This is a genomic window from Bradyrhizobium tropiciagri (genome assembly GCF_018130505.1).
In the GTDB taxonomy this organism is placed as follows: domain Bacteria; phylum Pseudomonadota; class Alphaproteobacteria; order Rhizobiales; family Xanthobacteraceae; genus Bradyrhizobium; species Bradyrhizobium tropiciagri_B.
Genome location: NZ_JAFCKH010000008.1, coordinates 113,193 through 131,300 on the forward strand (window position 1 = coordinate 113,193; position 18,108 = coordinate 131,300).

8 protein-coding genes are annotated in these 18,108 nt (G+C 64.0%); 1 reads left to right on the forward strand and 7 read right to left on the reverse strand.

All coding sequences use genetic code 11. The features are described 5' to 3' along the window. Positions 1-32 precede the first annotated feature (32 nt). From fusA to rpsL, 3 genes are read right to left on the reverse strand one after another with little or no spacing between them, the layout of a single operon-like run. A complete protein-coding gene (fusA, locus tag JQ633_RS20980) occupies positions 33-2,105 on the reverse strand; it encodes an elongation factor G (RefSeq protein WP_211986980.1) in 2,073 nt (690 codons plus the stop codon). A 30-nt stretch (positions 2,106-2,135) separates the two neighbouring features. Next, complete coding sequence (rpsG, locus tag JQ633_RS20985) at positions 2,136-2,606, reverse strand: 30S ribosomal protein S7 (protein WP_211986981.1); 471 nt, start codon at positions 2,604-2,606, stop codon at positions 2,136-2,138. 14 nt (positions 2,607-2,620) lie between these two features. After that, positions 2,621-2,992, reverse strand: coding sequence for a 30S ribosomal protein S12 (gene rpsL, locus JQ633_RS20990; RefSeq protein WP_006611834.1), 372 nt, complete (start codon positions 2,990-2,992; stop codon positions 2,621-2,623). Between the two features lie 682 nt (positions 2,993-3,674). On the opposite strand from rpsL, the gene JQ633_RS20995 reads away from it, so the two are divergent. Beyond that, the gene (locus tag JQ633_RS20995) at positions 3,675-4,952 is read left to right on the forward strand and encodes an FAD-dependent oxidoreductase (RefSeq protein WP_211986982.1); all 1,278 of its coding nucleotides are present in this window, start codon (positions 3,675-3,677) and stop codon (positions 4,950-4,952) included. On the opposite strand, the gene JQ633_RS21000 is transcribed toward JQ633_RS20995, so the two are convergent. The 4 genes from JQ633_RS21000 to rpoB all read right to left on the reverse strand — a co-directional run bounded on the left by JQ633_RS21000 (position 4,844) and on the right by rpoB (position 17,838). Further along, positions 4,844-6,913 carry an ABC transporter ATP-binding protein gene (locus tag JQ633_RS21000; protein ID WP_211986983.1) on the reverse strand — a complete coding sequence of 690 codons (2,070 nt, stop codon included), beginning with the start codon at positions 6,911-6,913 and terminating at the stop codon, positions 4,844-4,846. The genes JQ633_RS20995 and JQ633_RS21000 overlap by 109 nt on opposite strands. Positions 6,914-7,119: 206 nt before the next feature. Beyond that, positions 7,120-9,180, reverse strand: coding sequence for an FAD-dependent oxidoreductase (locus tag JQ633_RS21005; RefSeq protein WP_211986984.1), 2,061 nt, complete (start codon positions 9,178-9,180; stop codon positions 7,120-7,122). A 209-nt stretch (positions 9,181-9,389) separates the two neighbouring features. Then, positions 9,390-13,592, reverse strand: a complete 4,203-nt coding sequence (gene rpoC, locus JQ633_RS21010; RefSeq protein ID WP_211986985.1) for a DNA-directed RNA polymerase subunit beta' — start codon at positions 13,590-13,592, stop codon at positions 9,390-9,392. Between the two features lie 127 nt (positions 13,593-13,719). Continuing rightward, positions 13,720-17,838 (reverse strand): DNA-directed RNA polymerase subunit beta, encoded by a 4,119-nt coding sequence (gene rpoB / locus JQ633_RS21015; RefSeq protein WP_211986986.1) that lies wholly within the window; start codon positions 17,836-17,838, stop codon positions 13,720-13,722. Between the last annotated feature and the right edge of the window lie 270 nt (positions 17,839-18,108).

Below are 18,108 nucleotides of genomic sequence, written 5' to 3' on the forward strand. Positions count from 1 at the left end.
TCCGTTCAATCGTTGACTGCCGTCAACGACAATCAGGCAAACTTCTTCTGGACTTCAGCCGACACGTTCGCCGGAGCTTCGGCGTAGTGATCGAACTGCATGGTGAAGGTCGCGCGACCCTGGCTCATCGAGCGCAGGTTGTTCACGTAACCGAACATGTTCATGAGCGGCACCATCGCGTTGATGACGTTGGCGTTGCCGCGCATGTCTTGGCCCTGGATCTGGCCGCGCCGGGAGTTCAGGTCGCCAATGACCGAGCCGGTGTAGTCTTCCGGGGTCACCACCTCGACCTTCATGATCGGCTCGAGCAGAACGGACTTGCCCTTCGTCAGCGCCTCGCGGAACGCAGCCCGCGATGCGATTTCGAACGCCAGTGCCGAGGAGTCGACGTCGTGATACTTGCCGTCGACCAGCTGCACCTTGACGTCAACCACCGGGAAGCCGGCGACGACGCCGGAACCCATGACGCTGTTGAGGCCCTTTTCAACGCCGGGGATGTATTCCTTCGGCACCGCACCGCCGACGATCTTGGATTCGAACTCGTAGCCCTTGCCGGGCTCGTTCGGCTCCACGATGATCGACACTTCGGCGAACTGACCGGTACCACCGGTCTGCTTCTTGTGCGTGTACTTGACCTCGGCCTTCTTGGTGACGCGCTCACGGAACGCCACCTGCGGCGCGCCGATGTTGGCGTCGACCTTGTAGGTGCGCTTGAGGATGTCGACCTTGATGTCGAGATGGAGTTCGCCCATGCCCTTGAGGATGGTCTGGCCGGACTCCTGGTCGGTCGACACGCGGAACGACGGATCCTCCGCGGCGAGCTTCGCCAGCGCGACGCCGAGCTTTTCCTGGTCGGCCTTCGACTTCGGCTCGATCGCGATTTCGATCACCGGCTCCGGGAATTCCATCTTTTCAAGAATGACCGGCTTGTCGGGATCGCACAGCGTGTCACCGGTGCGCGCTTCCTTCAGGCCCGCCAGCGCGACGATGTCGCCGGCATAGGCTTCCTTGATGTCCTCACGGTTGTTCGCATGCATCAGCAGCATGCGGCCGATACGCTCCTTCTTCTCGCGGGTCGAGTTCACCACGCCGGTGCCCGAGACGAGAACGCCCGAATAGATGCGGCAGAACGTGATGGTGCCGACGAACGGATCGTCCATGATCTTGAACGCGAGCAGCGCCAGCGGCTCCTTGTCGTCCGCCTTGCGCACGACTTCGTTGCCGTCATCATCGGTGCCCTTGATCGCGGGCACGTCGATCGGCGACGGCAGGTAGTCGACGACGGCGTCGAGCAGCGGCTGCACGCCCTTGTTCTTGAACGCGGAACCGCACAGCACGGGATAGAAGGCGCCGGTCAGCACCGCCTTGCGGATCAGCCGCTTCAGCGTCGCCTCATCCGGCTCCTTGCCGTCGAGATAGGCGGCCATGGCATCGTCGTCGAGCTCGACGGCAGCTTCCACCATCTTCTCGCGATATTCCTTGGCCTGCTCGACCATGTCTTCCGGGATGTCGACGTAGTCGAACTTCGCGCCGAGCGATTCATCGTTCCAGATGATGCCCTTCATGAGAACGAGGTCGACGAGACCCTTGAAGTTGTTCTCGGCGCCGATCGGAAGCTGGATCGCGATCGGCTTGGCGCCGAGGCGGTCGACGATGTCGGACAGGCACTTGAAGAAGTCGGCGCCGGTCTTGTCCATCTTGTTGGCGAAGACGATGCGCGGCACCTTGTACTTGTCGCCCTGGCGCCAAACGGTCTCGGTCTGCGGCTCGACGCCCTGGTTGGAGTCGAGCACGCAAACGGCGCCGTCGAGCACGCGCAGCGAACGCTCGACTTCGATGGTGAAGTCGACGTGGCCGGGGGTGTCGATGATGTTCAGACGCTTGCCGTTCCAGAACGCGGTGGTCGCAGCCGAGGTGATCGTGATGCCACGCTCCTGCTCCTGCTCCATCCAGTCCATCGTCGCGGCACCTTCGTGCACTTCGCCGATCTTGTGGCTCTTGCCGGTGTAATAGAGGATGCGCTCGGTGGTCGTGGTCTTGCCGGCATCGATATGCGCCATGATACCGAAGTTGCGGTAGTTCTCTATGGCATGAACGCGGGGCATTTGCTGTTCCTCAGAATCCGAGTTTCGCCGTTACCAGCGATAGTGCGAGAAGGCGCGGTTGGCTTCCGCCATCCGGTGCACGTCTTCACGCTTCTTGACGGCGTTGCCGCGATTGTTCGACGCGTCGAGCAGCTCCGCCGAGAGCCGCTCCGTCATGGTCTTCTCGTTACGCTCGCGCGCGGCCGAGATCAGCCAGCGCAGGCCCAGCGCCTGACGGCGCACCGAGCGAACTTCGACCGGAACCTGGTACGTCGCGCCGCCAACGCGGCGGGAGCGAACCTCGATGGTCGGCATCACGTTCTCGAGCGCCTGCTCGAACACGCCGAGCGGGTTCTGCTTGGTCTTGGCCTCGATGATGCCGAGCGCACCATAGACGATGCTTTCGGCGGCGGACTTCTTGCCGTCGTACATGATCGAGTTCATGAACTTCGTGATGATGATGTTCCCGAACTTCGGATCCGGGTTCACTTCACGCTTCTCAGCAGAATGGCGACGCGACATCTGATCGTTCCCGCTTACTTCGGACGCTTCGCGCCGTACTTCGAACGGCGCTGCTTACGGTTCTTGACGCCCTGGGTATCCAGCACGCCGCGGAGGATGTGGTAACGCACGCCGGGCAAGTCCTTGACGCGGCCGCCGCGGATCATCACCACCGAGTGCTCCTGCAGGTTATGGCCTTCACCCGGGATGTAGCCGATCACCTCGAAGCCGTTGGTCAGGCGCACCTTGGCGACCTTACGAAGCGCCGAATTCGGCTTCTTCGGGGTCGTGGTATAGACGCGCGTGCACACGCCGCGCTTTTGCGGCGACTGCTGCAGCGCCGGCACCTTCTTGCGCGACTTCTGCACTTCACGTGGATTTGCGATCAGCTGGTTGATCGTCGGCATGCAGCCTTCACCCTTCAGTTCGCGAAGCCTTGAATGGCTCCGCCAATTCTTCTCGGGAACAGCCGTCCCGTACGGCCCGCCCGCGCGAATCAAACACCCGCGCAAAGCGAAATCGCGCCAACCACTCATCGCTGAGCGGAAAGCGCTTCGACGCCACAGAGGACCGCGATTCCGAACCGATCAGCGTTCGCTGTTCAGTCCGCCACCGAGGTCATGCATCCGAATTCACTCTCAGGAGCACTCGCTCAAGAGAACTAAAGTCGTCCTGGCATTGCCTAGCTATATTCGACAGCGTTTGAGCGGCATTCGTCGAGGTTGGTGCCCGTCCCGCCACAAAGAGCCGTCAGGGTGTTCCGTTCCGACGCTGGCGTTGCTCACCGCCTGTCGATAAGTGCGGGCCTTGTATAATCGAGAGATAGTGAAGTCAAGCAAAACGACAAGTAAAGAAACGCCTCTGCCGCTTGCGGATTTCGCATTTCGCCGACGCCCGGCACACCGCCGATTTATGACAGCCGGCCCTATCCGTTGACCAGTCTCAAGTGCCCGCTTTGCGGTATTATACCCGGATATAATATCGATAGAAACAATACTCGGCAGCTTCGTCGTTAAGACCGCCGGTAAAACTAAGCCTTTATTTGCCATTCGCGGGGCAAAAGGAGGGTCGGACGGCGCGGAACCCCTCATGCGGTACACCGACATCGCGATTATTGGTGGAGGTCTCGCGGGCTCGACAGCCGCCGCGATGCTCGGACGTGCCGGGATTCCGACCCTCCTGATCGACCCGCATCAGGTCTATCCATTCGATTTTCGCGTCGAAAAGATCGGCGGCGACGTCCAGCTCGGCCGATTCGCCAGCACCGGAATCGCCGAATCCGTGCTGCGCTCGGCCACCCTCGACGGCGAGAACTGGATCGCGCGATTCGGCCGCCTGCTCGACCGGCAGCCGAGCCGGCAATACGGCATCATGTATGACGCGCTGATCGGCGCCATCAGGACCGAAATCTCGGGGCCGGCGGAGTTCATCTGCGACAAGGTGGTCGAGGTCACGACCAGCACTGAGCGGCAGAAGCTGGTGCTGGCGAGTGGCGAGACGATCTCGGCGCGCCTTGTGGTGCTCGCCAACGGCCTGAATGTCGGGCTGCGGCGGATGCTGGGCATCGAGCGCGAGATCACCAGCCACTGCCACTCGATCTCGATCGGCTTCGATCTGGTGCCGGTCGGCCGCCCCGCCTTCCCGTTCGCGGCGATGACCTATTTCTCGGAGCGGCCGAGCGACCTTATTCCCTACATCACCCTGTTTCCGGTCGGACAGCGGACGCGCGCCAACCTGTTCACCTACCGCCCGGCCGACGATCCCTGGCTGCGCACCATGCGGCGCAATCCGGTCGAGACGTTGAACGCGGCGCTGCCGCGGCTGCGCCGGCTCACCGGCGCGTTCGATGTCAGCGGCGACATCAAGGTCAGGCCGGCCGACCTCTATGTCAGCACCGGCTATCGGCAGGCGGGCCTCGTGCTGGTGGGCGATGCCTTCGCGACCACCTGCCCGGTCACCGGCACCGGCACCGACAAGGTGTTCACCGACGTGGCCCAGCTCTGCAACGTCCACATCCCGGCCTGGCTGGCAACCGACGGCATGGGGGTGGAGAAGATCGACGCGTACTACGACGACCCGCTCAAGACCGCCTGCGACGCCTGGTCGAACGGCAAGGCGTTCAGCTTCCGCTCGGTCTCGATCGACCGCGGGCCCTACTGGGAGGCGCAGCGCTGGGCGCGCTTCTTCGGCTATCTCGGCCGCGGTTGGCTGCGGCGGCTGCGCAGCCGGACGTCGGGGTCATCGCCGCCGTGGAACGGTCACGCGGCGTCGTCGCCCTCCTCCTCGTTGTCGTCCTCCTCCTCGTCCTCGTCCTCGTCATCCTCTTCATCATCGTCATCGTCCACGGCGCCGTCATCGGCATTGTGAGAGACGTGGCCCTGGTCGTCCCAGAGTTTGCGATAGACCCCGTTCATGGCGAGCAGCTCGGCGTGTGAGCCGCGCTCGATCGCCTGGCCGCCCGAGATCACGATGATCTCGTCCATCTCGACCACCGAGGTCAGGCGGTGCGTCGACCAGATCATGGTGCGGCCCTTTGCAACGTTGAGCAGCGTGCGGTTGATCGCGGCTTCCGTGGTCTGGTCGAGCGCCGAGGTGGCCTCGTCGAGCAACAGCACCGACGGATTGCGGATGATGGCGCGGGCGATCGCGATGCGCTGGCGCTGGCCGCCCGACAGCGTGTCGCCGCGTTCGCCGACCGGCGTGTCGTAGCCCTCGGGCAGGCTCATGATGTAGCCGTGGATCTCGGCCTTCTTCGCCGCGTCCTCGACCTCGGTGTCGTCAGCCCCCTCCTTGCCGAGCCGGATGTTCTCGCGGATCGACATGTTGAACAGCATGTTCTCCTGGAACACCACCGCCATGCTGGCCCGCAGCGATTCCCGCGTCACCCGGCGGACGTCGACGCCGTCGATGGCGACGCGGCCCTCGTCCGGCACGTAGAGCCGCAGGATCAGGTTGATCAGCGTACTCTTGCCGGAGCCGCTCGGGCCGACGATTGCGATGCTCCTGCCGGCGTTGAGCTTGAGGCTGAGATTGTCGAGCACCGGCGTCTGCGCCCCCTCATACTGAAAGGTGACGCGGTCGAAGCTGATGTCGTTGGTGATGCGCGGCAGATCCGGCGCGCCGGGACGGTCGGCGCCGCGCGTCGGCTCGTCGAGCAGTTCCTGAATGTGCTGCACCGCCGCCGCTGACTGGATCGACACCGGAATGAAATGCATCAGATGGGCGATGTTGTACGACACCTCCCAGAACGCGCTCTCGAACGTCACGAAGGTGCCGACCGTGATCTGGCCCTTGGTCGCGAGGTAAGCGCCGATCGCCAGCACCACGAGATGCAGCAACAGCACCGAGATGGTGACGGTGCGCTCCACCATGGTCGACAGGAACATGGCGGAGCCCGCCTTGTTCCGGACGTCGCGGTTGCGCAGGGTGAACCAGCCGAGCGCGCGGCGCTGCAGGTTGAACGCCTTGACCACCGCCTGCGCGGCGACGTTCTCCTGCACCGTCGCCAGCAGCGCCGCCTCGTTCTGCTTCTGCTCGTAATTGGCCTGCACCGCCTTCGGAGTGAGGATGCGCGGGCCGATCAGCGTGATCGGGAAGATCAGCAGTGCGACCGCGGCGAGCTGCCAGTTCAAAAACAGCATCAGGATGATGCCGGCGATCAGTTCCAGGAACGGCAGCGCCGCGCTGTTGGCGAAGGTCTTGACCGAGCCCTCGAACGCCGAGAGGTCGATCGAGAAGCGCGACAGGATCTCGCCGCGCTTGGTGCGGGCGAAATACGCCGACGGCAGGTTCTGGACGTGCTCGAAAATCCGTGTCCGCACGTCGGCGATGATGCCGGCGGCGAGCCGCGCATCCCAGCGCTCGTACCACACCGCGATGATCGAGGTGACGATGCCGGCCACCGCCAGCACGCCGAGGATCTTGTAGAGCGCCTGGAAGTCTTCCTCGCCGAGCGCGTCGTCGATCAGGAACTTGAGGCTGAGCGGCATGATGACGTTGAACAACGTCTCGACCAGCACGCCGAAGGCGACGAAGGCGAGCGGCTTCCGGTAGTTCGCCAGCAGCGGCCTGACGAAGCTGAACAGCGTGGAGAGCGCACCGGCGGCTTCCTGGGCGGTGAAGACGACGAGATCCTCGTCGTCATCATCGTCGTCGAGCTCGAGCTCGTCGTCCTCATCCTCGTCGTCGTCATCGTCGGCCGGCCTCGCGGCAGGCTTGGCCGAGGCCGCCGCCGCGGGCGCGTCGCCCGCCGCGAGCTTCCTCTTCAGCTCGGGATCGTCGGCGGCAGCCGGTTTCGGGTCGTCAGATGCAGGAGGCTTTGGCGCCATGAAACCAACCGATGCTCCACGGCCGGCATGACCGCTACGCGAAATCGCAGACGGCCGAACGCCGCGGCGGCGATCCTATGCGATCACGATGCGTCAGGCAAAGCGTTTGGACCGGCGGCCGGTGATCGCGGCGCAGGCCACTCAACGCATCCTCAGCCGCTTCGCGGCTTGACAGTTTGTTGACGCGAGGCCGCGCGGCGCGGCCGCTAATCGTCGTCGGCGTCGTCGACCTTGTCGAAGAACGAATAACGCAGGCTGTCTGCGTCGGCGTACCACTGGCCCGGCCCCTTGTTGGCGGCAAGGGTCAGCGCCCACACCGCGTCGGTGGTGTCGCGGCGATGCATCGACAGGTCGAAGCCGTTGCCGAAGAACAGCTCCGACCACTCCCACCAGGTGCCGAGCTTCTTCACCCCGCGCAACAGGTCGTAGCGGTCGATCAAGCCCGGCGCCATGTCCGAGGTCACCGAGCCGAACACGAGGCCGGTCTTGACCACGCGGTTGAGCTCGCGCACCGCGCGCACCACCTGCTTTTCGCCGAGATGGCACAGCGAGGTCTCGAACACGAAGTCGAACTCGTCGTCCTTGAACGGCATGTCGGCGATCGAGCCGAGCTTGTTGTACTTGCGGAGCGCCTTCGGCGTCTTGCCGTGGATGTAGCGGTTGTTCTCGATGCCCCAGGCATCGATGCCGCGCTCGCGCAGCGCGCCGACGAGTTCGCCAGAGGCGGAGCCGGCGACCAACAGCTTGTAGCCCTTCGCCCTGCTCCAGACCGTCTTGATCAGGTCGGTCAGATAGGCGGGATCGGTGAAGCTGCGCCAGACCTCGCCGTAGGGACCGGCGCCGCGGTAGTTCTCGAAATAGCTGCGGTCGATCTTGTCGGACACGCCCGTCGTCTCCGCCCGCTGGGCGCGGCGCAGCCGCATCATCTCGGTGACGATGATGTCGGTCGCGGCGTCGGAGGAGTCGAGCAGCCCGTTGAGCGTCGAATCGAACAGATAGTCGCCGACCACCACGATGCCCGGATGCTGCTTCGGCTCGGGGCGGTGGTTGGTCATGACGTCGCGCACCGGCAGGCCGCCCGGCAGCGCGTTGACCGAGGACAGCCAGCGATGGGTCTTGCCTTCGAGGAAATGCGCGCGCGCATCGCCGAGCGCGGCCGGCAGCGACTTCAGCGCGGCGTCGATCAGCTCCTGGTCGCTGAGATTGGCGAAGGCCAGCGCGTCGGAGCCGGCGATCAGCCAGTTCAGCACGCCGTGCTTGCCGACGTCGTGGCGCGCGCCCTCGTTGTAGACGCAGCAGCCGCCGAACGCTTCCGACATGAACCAGGCGCCGGGGATCTTCTCGCCCCAGAACGGCTCGTCGAACAGGATCGAGACGCGCAGATAATGCGCGGGACGATCGAAATAGGCGACGTGCTTGACCATCGACTGGCGCAGCTGCTCGCCGTCCCAGCGCATGGTGGCGAGCCAGGAATGCGGCAGGCAGACCAGCACGAGGTCAAAGTCGCGCGTCTCCGGCCCCTTGCCGTTCATCATGTTGAGCTGGTAGCGGCCGGCCTCGGTCTTGCCGACCTTGAGCACGCGATGGTTGAGCTGGATGTCGGCGTTGACCTCCGAGCGCAGGCACTCGATCAGTTGCTCGTTGCCGTTCTGGATCGAGTACAGGCCGATATAGCCGTCGACGTCCATCACGAAGTTCTTCAGCGCGTTGAGGCCGTTGGTGTTGTGGGTCTCGGTCGCGATGTCGGAGCGCGCCATCACCTTGAAGAAGCGCTTGGCGATGTCGTCCTTGACCTCCTCGTCGAGCACCTGCTCGGCGGTCTTGTAGGCCCAGGGATGTTCGTTGTCGTGGGCGCCGATGCCTTCGTAATATTCGTTCGGCGACACCAGCCTGGCGCAGCGCTCGCGGAATGCCTCGATCGCGGCCGCGGTCTTGGCGCCGTATTTGCGGCGCATGCCGGGCACGTCGGCGAGCAGCTCGCCGTCGAGCTGCACCTGCTCGGCGTCCATCGGAATCGTCTGCAGGCCGAAATGCTGGATCAATTCGCGCAGCGGATCGGGGCCGGTCATCGAGTAATCGTAGATCTCGGCGACGCCGGCCTCGTACATCGCCGGCGCGGTCTCGAATTTGCGCGTGAGGACCTTGCCGCCGAGCCGGTCCGATGCCTCGAAGATCGTAATCCGGCAGAGGTCGCCGAGCTTACGCTTCAAGTACCAGGCGCTCATCAGCCCCCCGGGGCCCCCGCCAACGATAGCCAAGTCAAGCATATGAAATCCGTCGTCTCCGGATCTGTCTTCAGCCGGTCCAGGTCAGTCCAGCCCAAGTCGGGCTAGCACAAGTCAGCCTAGCAAAAGCGCTTTTGCGGCTGAAGGAAAGATGAACAAAGTGCGTCCCTGCATCGCAGCAAGCAAAGAAAGCAGCAAAAAGGCCGGCACAACGCCGGCCTTCTCGCTCAGTACCGTAGTCTTGCGGGTGCCTATTCCGCGGGCGGCAGCGCCAGCGGCTCCGCTTCCGGGGCCGTCGGCACGATCGCCGCCTGCTGCTTCTCGCGCTCGTCGAGGATCAGCTTGTCGCGCTTGACCGCGACTTCGCGGATCCGCGCCATCGAGGCGCCGGTGCCGGCCGGAATCAGGCGGCCGACAATGACGTTCTCCTTGAGGCCCTCGAGCGGATCCACCTTGCCGTTGACGGCAGCTTCGGTGAGCACGCGCGTGGTCTCCTGGAACGACGCCGCCGAGAAGAAGGAACGGGTCTGCAGGCTCGCCTTGGTGATGCCGAGCAGAACCGGCGTTCCCGTGGCGGGCTTCTTGCCCTCCTCCTTGGTCTTGGTGTTGATCGCGTCGAACTCGATCTTGTCGACCTGCTCGCCCGAGATCATGTCGGTGTCGCCCTGATCGGTGACCTCCACCTTCTGCAGCATCTGACGAACAATCACCTCGATGTGCTTGTCGTTGATGAGCACGCCCTGCAACCGGTAGACCTCCTGGATTTCGTTGACCAGATAGGCAGCGAGTTCCTCGATGCCCTTGATCGCCAGGATGTCGTGCGGCGCCGGGTTGCCTTCGACGATGAAGTCGCCCTTTTCGACGATGTCGCCGTCCTGCAGATGGATGTGCTTGCCCTTCGGGATCAGGTACTCGCGCGGCTCCTCGGTCTTGTCCATCGGCTCGATCGAGATGCGGCGCTTGTTCTTGTAGTCGCGGCCGAAGCGGATGGTGCCCGCGGTTTCCGCGATGATCGCCGCGTCCTTCGGCTTGCGAGCCTCGAACAGTTCGGCCACCCGCGGCAGACCGCCGGTGATGTCACGCGTCTTGGCGCTCTCGGTCGAGATACGCGCCAGGATGTCGCCGGGCATCACCTTCGCGTTGATGTCGACCGACAGAATGGCGTCGACCGACAGCATGTAGCGGGCATCGCCGCCACGCGCGAGCTTCATCACCTTGCCGTCCTTGCCCTTGACCACGATGGCCGGACGCAGGTCCGCACCGCCGCGGGTCGAGCGCCAGTCGATGACCACGCGCTTGGCGATACCGGTCGATTCGTCGAGCGTTTCCGAGATCGACTGGCCCTCGACCAGGTCCTCGAACCCGATCGTGCCCTCGACCTCGCTCAGCACCGGGCGGGTATAAGGATCCCACTCGGCGATGCGCTGGCCGCGCTTGACCATGTCGCCCTCGTCGACGTGCATCTTCGAACCGTACTGGATACGGTGGGTTGCACGCTCGGCACCATCGGCATCGACGATCGCAACGACCATGTTGCGCACCATCGCGACCAGATTGCCTTCGCTGTTGCGGGCGATGGCCTTGTTCTTGATCACGACCTTGCCGTCGAAGTTCGATTCGACGAACGACTGCTCGTTGAGCTGCGCCGCGCCACCGATGTGGAACGTGCGCATCGTCAGCTGGGTGCCGGGCTCGCCGATCGACTGCGCCGCGATGACGCCGACCGCCTCGCCGTGGTTGACCGGCGTGCCGCGGGCCAGATCGCGGCCGTAGCACTTGGCGCAGATGCCGTTGATCAGCTCGCAGGTCAGCGCCGAGCGGATCTTCACTTCCTGGATGCCGGCCTGCTGGATCGCGTCGACGTGGCTCTCCTCCATCAGCGTGTCGCGCTTGATGACCACGCTGTTGGTGGCGGGATCGCGCACGTCATCGCAGGCCACGCGGCCCAGGATGCGCGAGCCGAGCGACGCGACGACCGTGCCGGCATCGACGATGGCGCGCATCTTGATGCCGAGCGTGGTGCCGCAGTCGGTCTGCGTGATGATGCAGTCCTGCGCCACGTCGACCAGACGGCGGGTCAGATAGCCGGAGTTCGCGGTCTTCAACGCGGTGTCCGCGAGGCCCTTGCGGGCGCCGTGGGTCGAGTTGAAGTACTCGAGCACCGACAGACCTTCCTTGAAGTTGGAAATGATCGGCGTCTCGATGATCTCGCCCGACGGCTTGGCCATCAGGCCGCGCATGCCGGCGAGCTGGCGCATCTGCGCCGGCGAACCACGCGCACCGGAGTGCGCCATCATGTAGATCGAGTTGATGTCGGCATCGGCTCCGCTGGCCGTCTTCTTGGTCGCGGAGATCTCCTTCATCATCGCCTTGGCGATTTCCTCGGTCGCCTTCGACCAGGCGTCGACGACCTTGTTGTACTTCTCGCCATGGGTGATCAGGCCGTCGTTGTACTGCTGCTCGAAATCCTTCGCCAGCGTACGGGTCGAGTCGACGATCTTCCACTTGCCGTGCGGCACGACCATGTCGTCCTTGCCGAACGAGATGCCGGCCTTGAACGCGTTGTAGAAGCCGAGCGCCATGATGCGGTCGCAGAAGATCACCGTCTCCTTCTGGCCGCAGTGACGGTAGACCTGGTCGATGACGCCCGAGATCTCGCGCTTGGTCATCAGCTTGTTGATGATGTCGTACGAGATCCGCTGGCTCTTCGGCAGCAGGTTGCCGAGCATGACGCGGCCCGCGGTGGTCTCGATCCAGCGCTTCGACTTGTTGCCTTCCTCATCGAGGCCTTCCCACCGGTACTTGATCTTGGTGTGGAGGTGGATGACCTTCGAATGCAGTGCGTGCTCGAGCTCGGCCATGTCGCCGAAGATCTTGCCCTCGCCGGGCAGGCCTTCGCGCATGATCGAGACGTAGTAGAGGCCGAGCACGATGTCCTGCGACGGCACGATGATCGGCTGGCCGTTCGCCGGATGCAGGATGTTATTGGTCGACATCATCAGGACGCGCGCTTCCAGCTGCGCTTCGAGCGACAGCGGAACGTGCACGGCCATCTGGTCGCCGTCGAAGTCGGCGTTGAAGGCGGCGCAGACCAGCGGGTGCAGCTGGATCGCCTTGCCCTCGATCAGCACCGGCTCGAACGCCTGGATGCCGAGGCGATGCAGCGTCGGGGCGCGGTTGAGCAGCACCGGATGCTCGCGGATCACCTCGTCGAGGATATCCCAGACCTCCGGACGCTCCTTCTCGACCAGCTTCTTGGCCTGCTTCACCGTGGTGGACAGGCCCTTGGCGTCGAGCCGCGAATAGATGAACGGCTTGAACAGCTCGAGCGCCATCTTCTTCGGCAGGCCGCACTGATGCAGGCGCAGCTCGGGACCGACCACGATCACCGAACGGCCCGAATAGTCGACGCGCTTGCCGAGCAGGTTCTGGCGGAACCGGCCCTGCTTGCCCTTCAGCATGTCGGCGAGCGACTTCAGCGGACGCTTGTTGGCGCCGGTGATGACGCGGCCACGGCGGCCGTTGTCGAACAGTGCGTCGACGGCCTCCTGCAGCATGCGCTTTTCGTTGCGGATGATGATGTCCGGCGCACGCAGCTCCATCAGCCGCTTCAGGCGGTTGTTGCGGTTGATGACGCGGCGGTAGAGGTCGTTGAGATCAGAGGTCGCGAAGCGGCCGCCGTCGAGCGGCACCAGCGGACGCAGGTCCGGCGGAATCACCGGGATGACCGTCATGATCATCCACTCCGGCTTGTTGCCGGAGACGCGGAACGCCTCGACGATCTTCAGACGCTTGGCGAGCTTCTTGTGCTTGATGTCGGAGTCGGTCTCCGCCATGTCGGCACGCAGCGTCGCCTCGAGCTTCTCGAGCTCGAGACCCTTGAGCAGCTCGCGGATCGCTTCGGCGCCGATCATGGCGGTGAAGGAATCCTGGCCGTACTCGTCCTGCGCCTTCAGATACTCGTCTTCCGACAGCAGCTGACGGTCCTTCAGCGCGGTCAGGCCGGGCTCAAGCACGACGTAGTATTCGAAATAGAGGATCCGCTCGAGATCCTTCAGCGTCATGTCGAGCAGGAGGCCGATGCGCGACGGCAGCGACTTCAGGAACCAGATGTGGGCGACCGGCGCGGCCAGCTCGATGTGGCCCATGCGCTCGCGGCGGACGCGCGACAGCGTCACCTCGACCGAGCACTTCTCGCAGATGATGCCCTTGTACTTCATCCGCTTGTACTTGCCGCACAGGCACTCGTAGTCCTTGATCGGCCCGAAAATGCGCGCGCAGAACAGGCCGTCGCGCTCCGGCTTGAAGGTGCGGTAGTTGATGGTCTCCGGCTTCTTGATCTCGCCGTAGGACCACGACAGAATCTTCTCCGGAGACGCGATCGAGATCCGGATCTGGTCGAAGACCTGGGCCGGCGTCGTCGGATTGAAAAGATTCATAATCTCTTGGTTCATGGTCTTCTCCTCGCGTGCCGATCGTCACCGGCAGCAAATTCGAAACTTTCATTAGCCCGCGCCCTGCTCAACGTCCGAGCGGGGCGCGAAGACCCGGCGCTTTCGCGCCGGGCGTAAATCGCTGGCGTTACTCGGCCGCCTCGGACGTCGACGCCGGTCCCACCTTGGAATTGTGCAGGTCGACGTTGAGGCCGAGCGAGCGCATTTCCTTGACCAGCACGTTGAACGATTCCGGAATACCGGCCTCGAAGGTGTCGTCGCCGCGCACGATCGCCTCGTACACCTTGGTACGGCCGGCGACGTCGTCCGACTTCACCGTCAGCATCTCCTGCAGCGTGTAGGCGGCGCCGTAGGCTTCGAGCGCCCAGACCTCCATTTCGCCGAAGCGCTGGCCGCCGAACTGCGCCTTGCCGCCCAGCGGCTGCTGGGTGACGAGCGAGTACGGACCGATCGAACGCGCGTGGATCTTGTCGTCCACGAGATGGTGCAGCTTGAGCATGTAGATGTAGCCCATCGTCACCTTGCGATCGAACGGATCGCCGGTACGGCCGTCATAGACGGTCGACTGGCCGGAGGCGTCGAAGCCGGCAAGCTTCAGCATCTCCTCGATGTCCGTCTCCTTGGCGCCGTCGAACACCGGGGTGGCGATCGGCACGCCGTGGCTGAGGTTGCGGCCGAGCTCGAGCAGCTCGTCGTCGTTCAGCGACTTGATGGTTTCATCCTCGCCGTAGATCTTCTTCAGGGTCTCGCGCAGCGGCTTGAGATCCTGCCTCTGATAGAAGGCGTCGATGGTCTGGCCGATGCGCTTGCCGAGGCCGGCGCAGGCCCAGCCGAGATGCGTCTCCAGGATCTGGCCGACGTTCATGCGCGAGGGCACGCCGAGCGGATTGAGCACGATGTCGGCATGCGTGCCGTCCTCGAGGAACGGCATGTCCTCGATCGGCACGATCTTCGACACCACGCCCTTGTTGCCGTGGCGGCCGGCCATCTTGTCGCCGGGCTGGATCTTGCGCTTCACCGCGACGAAGACCTTGACCATCTTCATCACGCCGGGCGGCAGCTCGTCGCCGCGCTGCAGCTTCTCGACCTTGTCGAGGAAGCGCTGCTCGAGGCCCTTCTTCGACTCGTCGTACTGCTTCCGCATGGCCTCGATCTCGGCCATCAGCTTGTCGTTCGGCGAGGCGAACAGCCACCACTGCGACTTCGGATACTCGTCGAGCACCGCGCGGGTGATCTTGGTGTCCTTCTTGAAGCCCTTCGGGCCGGCGATGCCCTGGCGGTTCTCCAGGAGCTCGGCGAGGCGGTTGTAGACGTTGCGGTCCAGGATCGCCTGCTCGTCGTCGCGGTCCTTGGCCAGACGCTCGATCTCCTCGCGCTCGATCGCCAGCGCACGCTCGTCCTTGTCGACGCCGTGGCGGTTGAACACGCGGACTTCCACGATGGTGCCCTGCACGCCCGGGGGCACGCGGAGCGAAGTGTCGCGGACGTCGGAGGCCTTCTCGCCGAAGATGGCGCGCAGCAGCTTCTCTTCCGGCGTCATCGGGCTCTCGCCCTTCGGCGTGATCTTGCCGACCAGGATGTCGCCGGCGCGGACTTCCGCACCGATGTAGACGATACCGGCTTCGTCGAGGTTCTTCAGCGCTTCTTCCGAGACGTTCGGAATGTCGCGGGTGATTTCCTCAGGACCGAGCTTGGTGTCGCGGGCCATCACCTCGAACTCCTCGATGTGAATCGAGGTGAAGACGTCGTCCTTCACGATCCGCTCGGAGAGCAGGATCGAGTCTTCGAAGTTGTAGCCGTTCCACGGCATGAACGCGACCAGCACGTTGCGGCCGAGCGCGAGCTCGCCGAGATCGGTCGACGGACCGTCCGCGATGATGTCGCCCTTCTTGACGATGTCACCGACCTTCACCAGCGGACGCTGGTTGATGCAGGTCGACTGGTTGGAGCGCTGGTACTTCATCAGCCGGTAGATATCGACGCCCGACTTGGTCGGATCGAGATCCTCGGTGGCGCGGATCACGACGCGGGTGGCGTCGATCTGGTCGATCACGCCCGAGCGGCGCGCGGCGATCGCCGCGCCCGAGTCACGGGCGACCACGCCTTCCATGCCGGTGCCGACGAACGGCGCCTCGGCGCGAACCAGCGGCACCGCCTGGCGCTGCATGTTCGAGCCCATCAGCGCGCGGTTGGCGTCGTCGTTCTCGAGGAACGGGATCAGCGCCGCGGCGACCGAAACCAGCTGCTTCGGCGACACGTCCATGTAGTCGACCTTGTCCGGCGTGATCGGCAGCACTTCGCCGGCGTGACGGCACACGATCAGGTCCTCGGTGAAGCGGCCCTTGGCATCGAGCGGCACGTTGGCCTGCGCGACGCGGTAGCGGCCCTCCTCCATCGCCGACAGATAGACCACCTCGTCGGTGACGCGGCCGTCCTTGATCTTGCGATAGGGAGTTTCCACGAAGCCGTACTTGTTGACGCGCGCGAACGTCGCCAGCGAGTTGATCAGGCCGATGTTCGGACCTTCCGGCGTCTCGATCGGGCAGATGCGGCCGTAATGCGTCGGATGCACGTCGCGCACCTCGAAACCGGCGCGCTCGCGGGTCAGACCGCCCGGGCCAAGCGCCGACAGGCGCCGCTTGTGGGTGATCTCCGACAGCGGGTTGGTCTGGTCCATGAACTGCGACAGCTGCGAGGAGCCGAAGAACTCACGCACGGCGGCGGCCGCCGGCTTGGCGTTGATCAGGTCCTGCGGCATCACGGTGTCGATGTCGACGCTCGACATGCGCTCCTTGATGGCGCGCTCCATGCGGAGCAGACCGATGCGGTACTGGTTCTCCATGAGTTCGCCGACCGAGCGCACCCGGCGGTTGCCGAGATGGTCGATGTCGTCGATCTCGCCCTTGCCGTCACGCAGGTCGACCAGGGTCTTGATGACCGCCAGGATGTCTTCCTTGCGCAGCGTGCGGTGGGTGTCGGGCGCATCGAGCTCGAGGCGCATGTTCATCTTGACGCGGCCGACCGCGGACAGGTCGTAGCGCTCTGAGTCGAAGAACAGCGACTGGAACATGGCCTGCGCCGAATCCAGCGTCGGCGGCTCGCCCGGACGCATCACCCGGTAGATGTCGAACAGCGCGTCCTCACGCGTCATGTTCTTGTCGGCATGCAGCGTGTTGCGGATGTAGGCGCCGACATTGACGTGGTCGATGTCGAGCAGCGGCAGGTCCTTGTAGCCCTGCTCGTTGAGCACCTTGAGCGACTTCTCGGTGATCTCCTCGCCGGCCTCGGCGTAGATCTCGCCGGTCTTCGGGTTGACGAGGTCCTCGGCGAGGTAGTTGCCGACGAGCTCCTCGTCGGACATCCGCAGCGCCTTGAGGCCCTTCTCCTGCATCTGGCGCGCGCTGCGCACGGTCAGCTTCTTGCCGGCCTCGAGCACCACCTTGCCGGTGTCGGCGTCGATCAGGTCGTTGATGGTCGAATAACCGCGGAAGCGGTTGGCGTCGAACGGCACGCGCCAGCCTTCCTTGGTCCGCTTGTAGGTGATCTTCTTGTAGAACGTCGACAGGATCTGCTCGCCGTCGAGACCGAGCGCGTACATCAGCGAGGTCACGGGGATCTTGCGGCGGCGATCGATGCGCGCGAACACGATGTCCTTGGCGTCGAACTCGATGTCGAGCCAGGAACCGCGATACGGAATCACGCGCGCGGCAAACAAGAGCTTGCCGGACGAATGGGTCTTGCCCTTGTCGTGGTCGAAGAACACGCCGGGCGAACGGTGCATCTGCGAGACGATGACGCGCTCGGTGCCGTTGACGACGAAGGTGCCGTTCATCGTCATGAGCGGAATGTCGCCCATGTAGACGTCCTGCTCCTTGATGTCCTTCACCGACTTGGCGCCGGTTTCCTCGTCGATATCGAACACGATGAGGCGCAGCGTCACCTTGAGCGGCGCAGCGAAGGTCATGCCGCGCTGGCGGCACTCGTCGACGTCATATTTCGGCGGCTCGAATTCGTAGCGGACGAATTCCAGCATCGAGGTGCCGGAGAAGTCCGAGATCGGGAACACCGAACGGAACACGGCCTGCAGGCCCTCGTCCGGCCGACCGCCGGCCGGCTCGTCGACCATCAGGAATTGGTCGTAGGACGCCTTCTGAACCTCGATGAGGTTCGGCATCTCGGCGACTTCCTTGATGTGACCGAAAAACTTGCGTACGCGTTTGCGACCGGTGAATGTCTGCTGCGCCATCGTGGCCTCTCATTTTCGTCGCCTTTGTGGGGCGAACCTTCCGGGACGCGACTGCCATCGGCCCCGGGTTGAATTTCGCATCGTCTCGAAGGAACGAAGCCAGAGTTCAGGAATTAATTCCCCAACCCGATCCTGCGATTCTCCAAAACGCAAAACGACGCGCGGGGCGCATCACTGCACCCGCCCGTCCGAACGTTCCGCTTCACGGACTGAAAAAGCCCGAAATCTGACTGTCTCCCAACGGCTTACGCCGAGAACCCTGCCGTTCCC

Coding starts and splice junctions, on each gene's coding strand:
- rpsG (WP_211986981.1), bottom strand. CDS start 2,606: ATGTCGCGTCGCCATTCTGCTGAGAAGCGTGAAGTGAACCCGGATCCG.
- JQ633_RS20995 (WP_211986982.1), top strand. CDS start 3,675: ATGCGGTACACCGACATCGCGATTATTGGTGGAGGTCTCGCGGGCTCG.
- JQ633_RS21005 (WP_211986984.1), bottom strand. CDS start 9,180: ATGCTTGACTTGGCTATCGTTGGCGGGGGCCCCGGGGGGCTGATGAGC.
- rpoC (WP_211986985.1), bottom strand. CDS start 13,592: ATGAACCAAGAGATTATGAATCTTTTCAATCCGACGACGCCGGCCCAG.
- fusA (WP_211986980.1), bottom strand. CDS start 2,105: ATGCCCCGCGTTCATGCCATAGAGAACTACCGCAACTTCGGTATCATG.
- rpoB (WP_211986986.1), bottom strand. CDS start 17,838: ATGGCGCAGCAGACATTCACCGGTCGCAAACGCGTACGCAAGTTTTTC.
- rpsL (WP_006611834.1), bottom strand. CDS start 2,992: ATGCCGACGATCAACCAGCTGATCGCAAATCCACGTGAAGTGCAGAAG.
- JQ633_RS21000 (WP_211986983.1), bottom strand. CDS start 6,913: ATGGCGCCAAAGCCTCCTGCATCTGACGACCCGAAACCGGCTGCCGCC.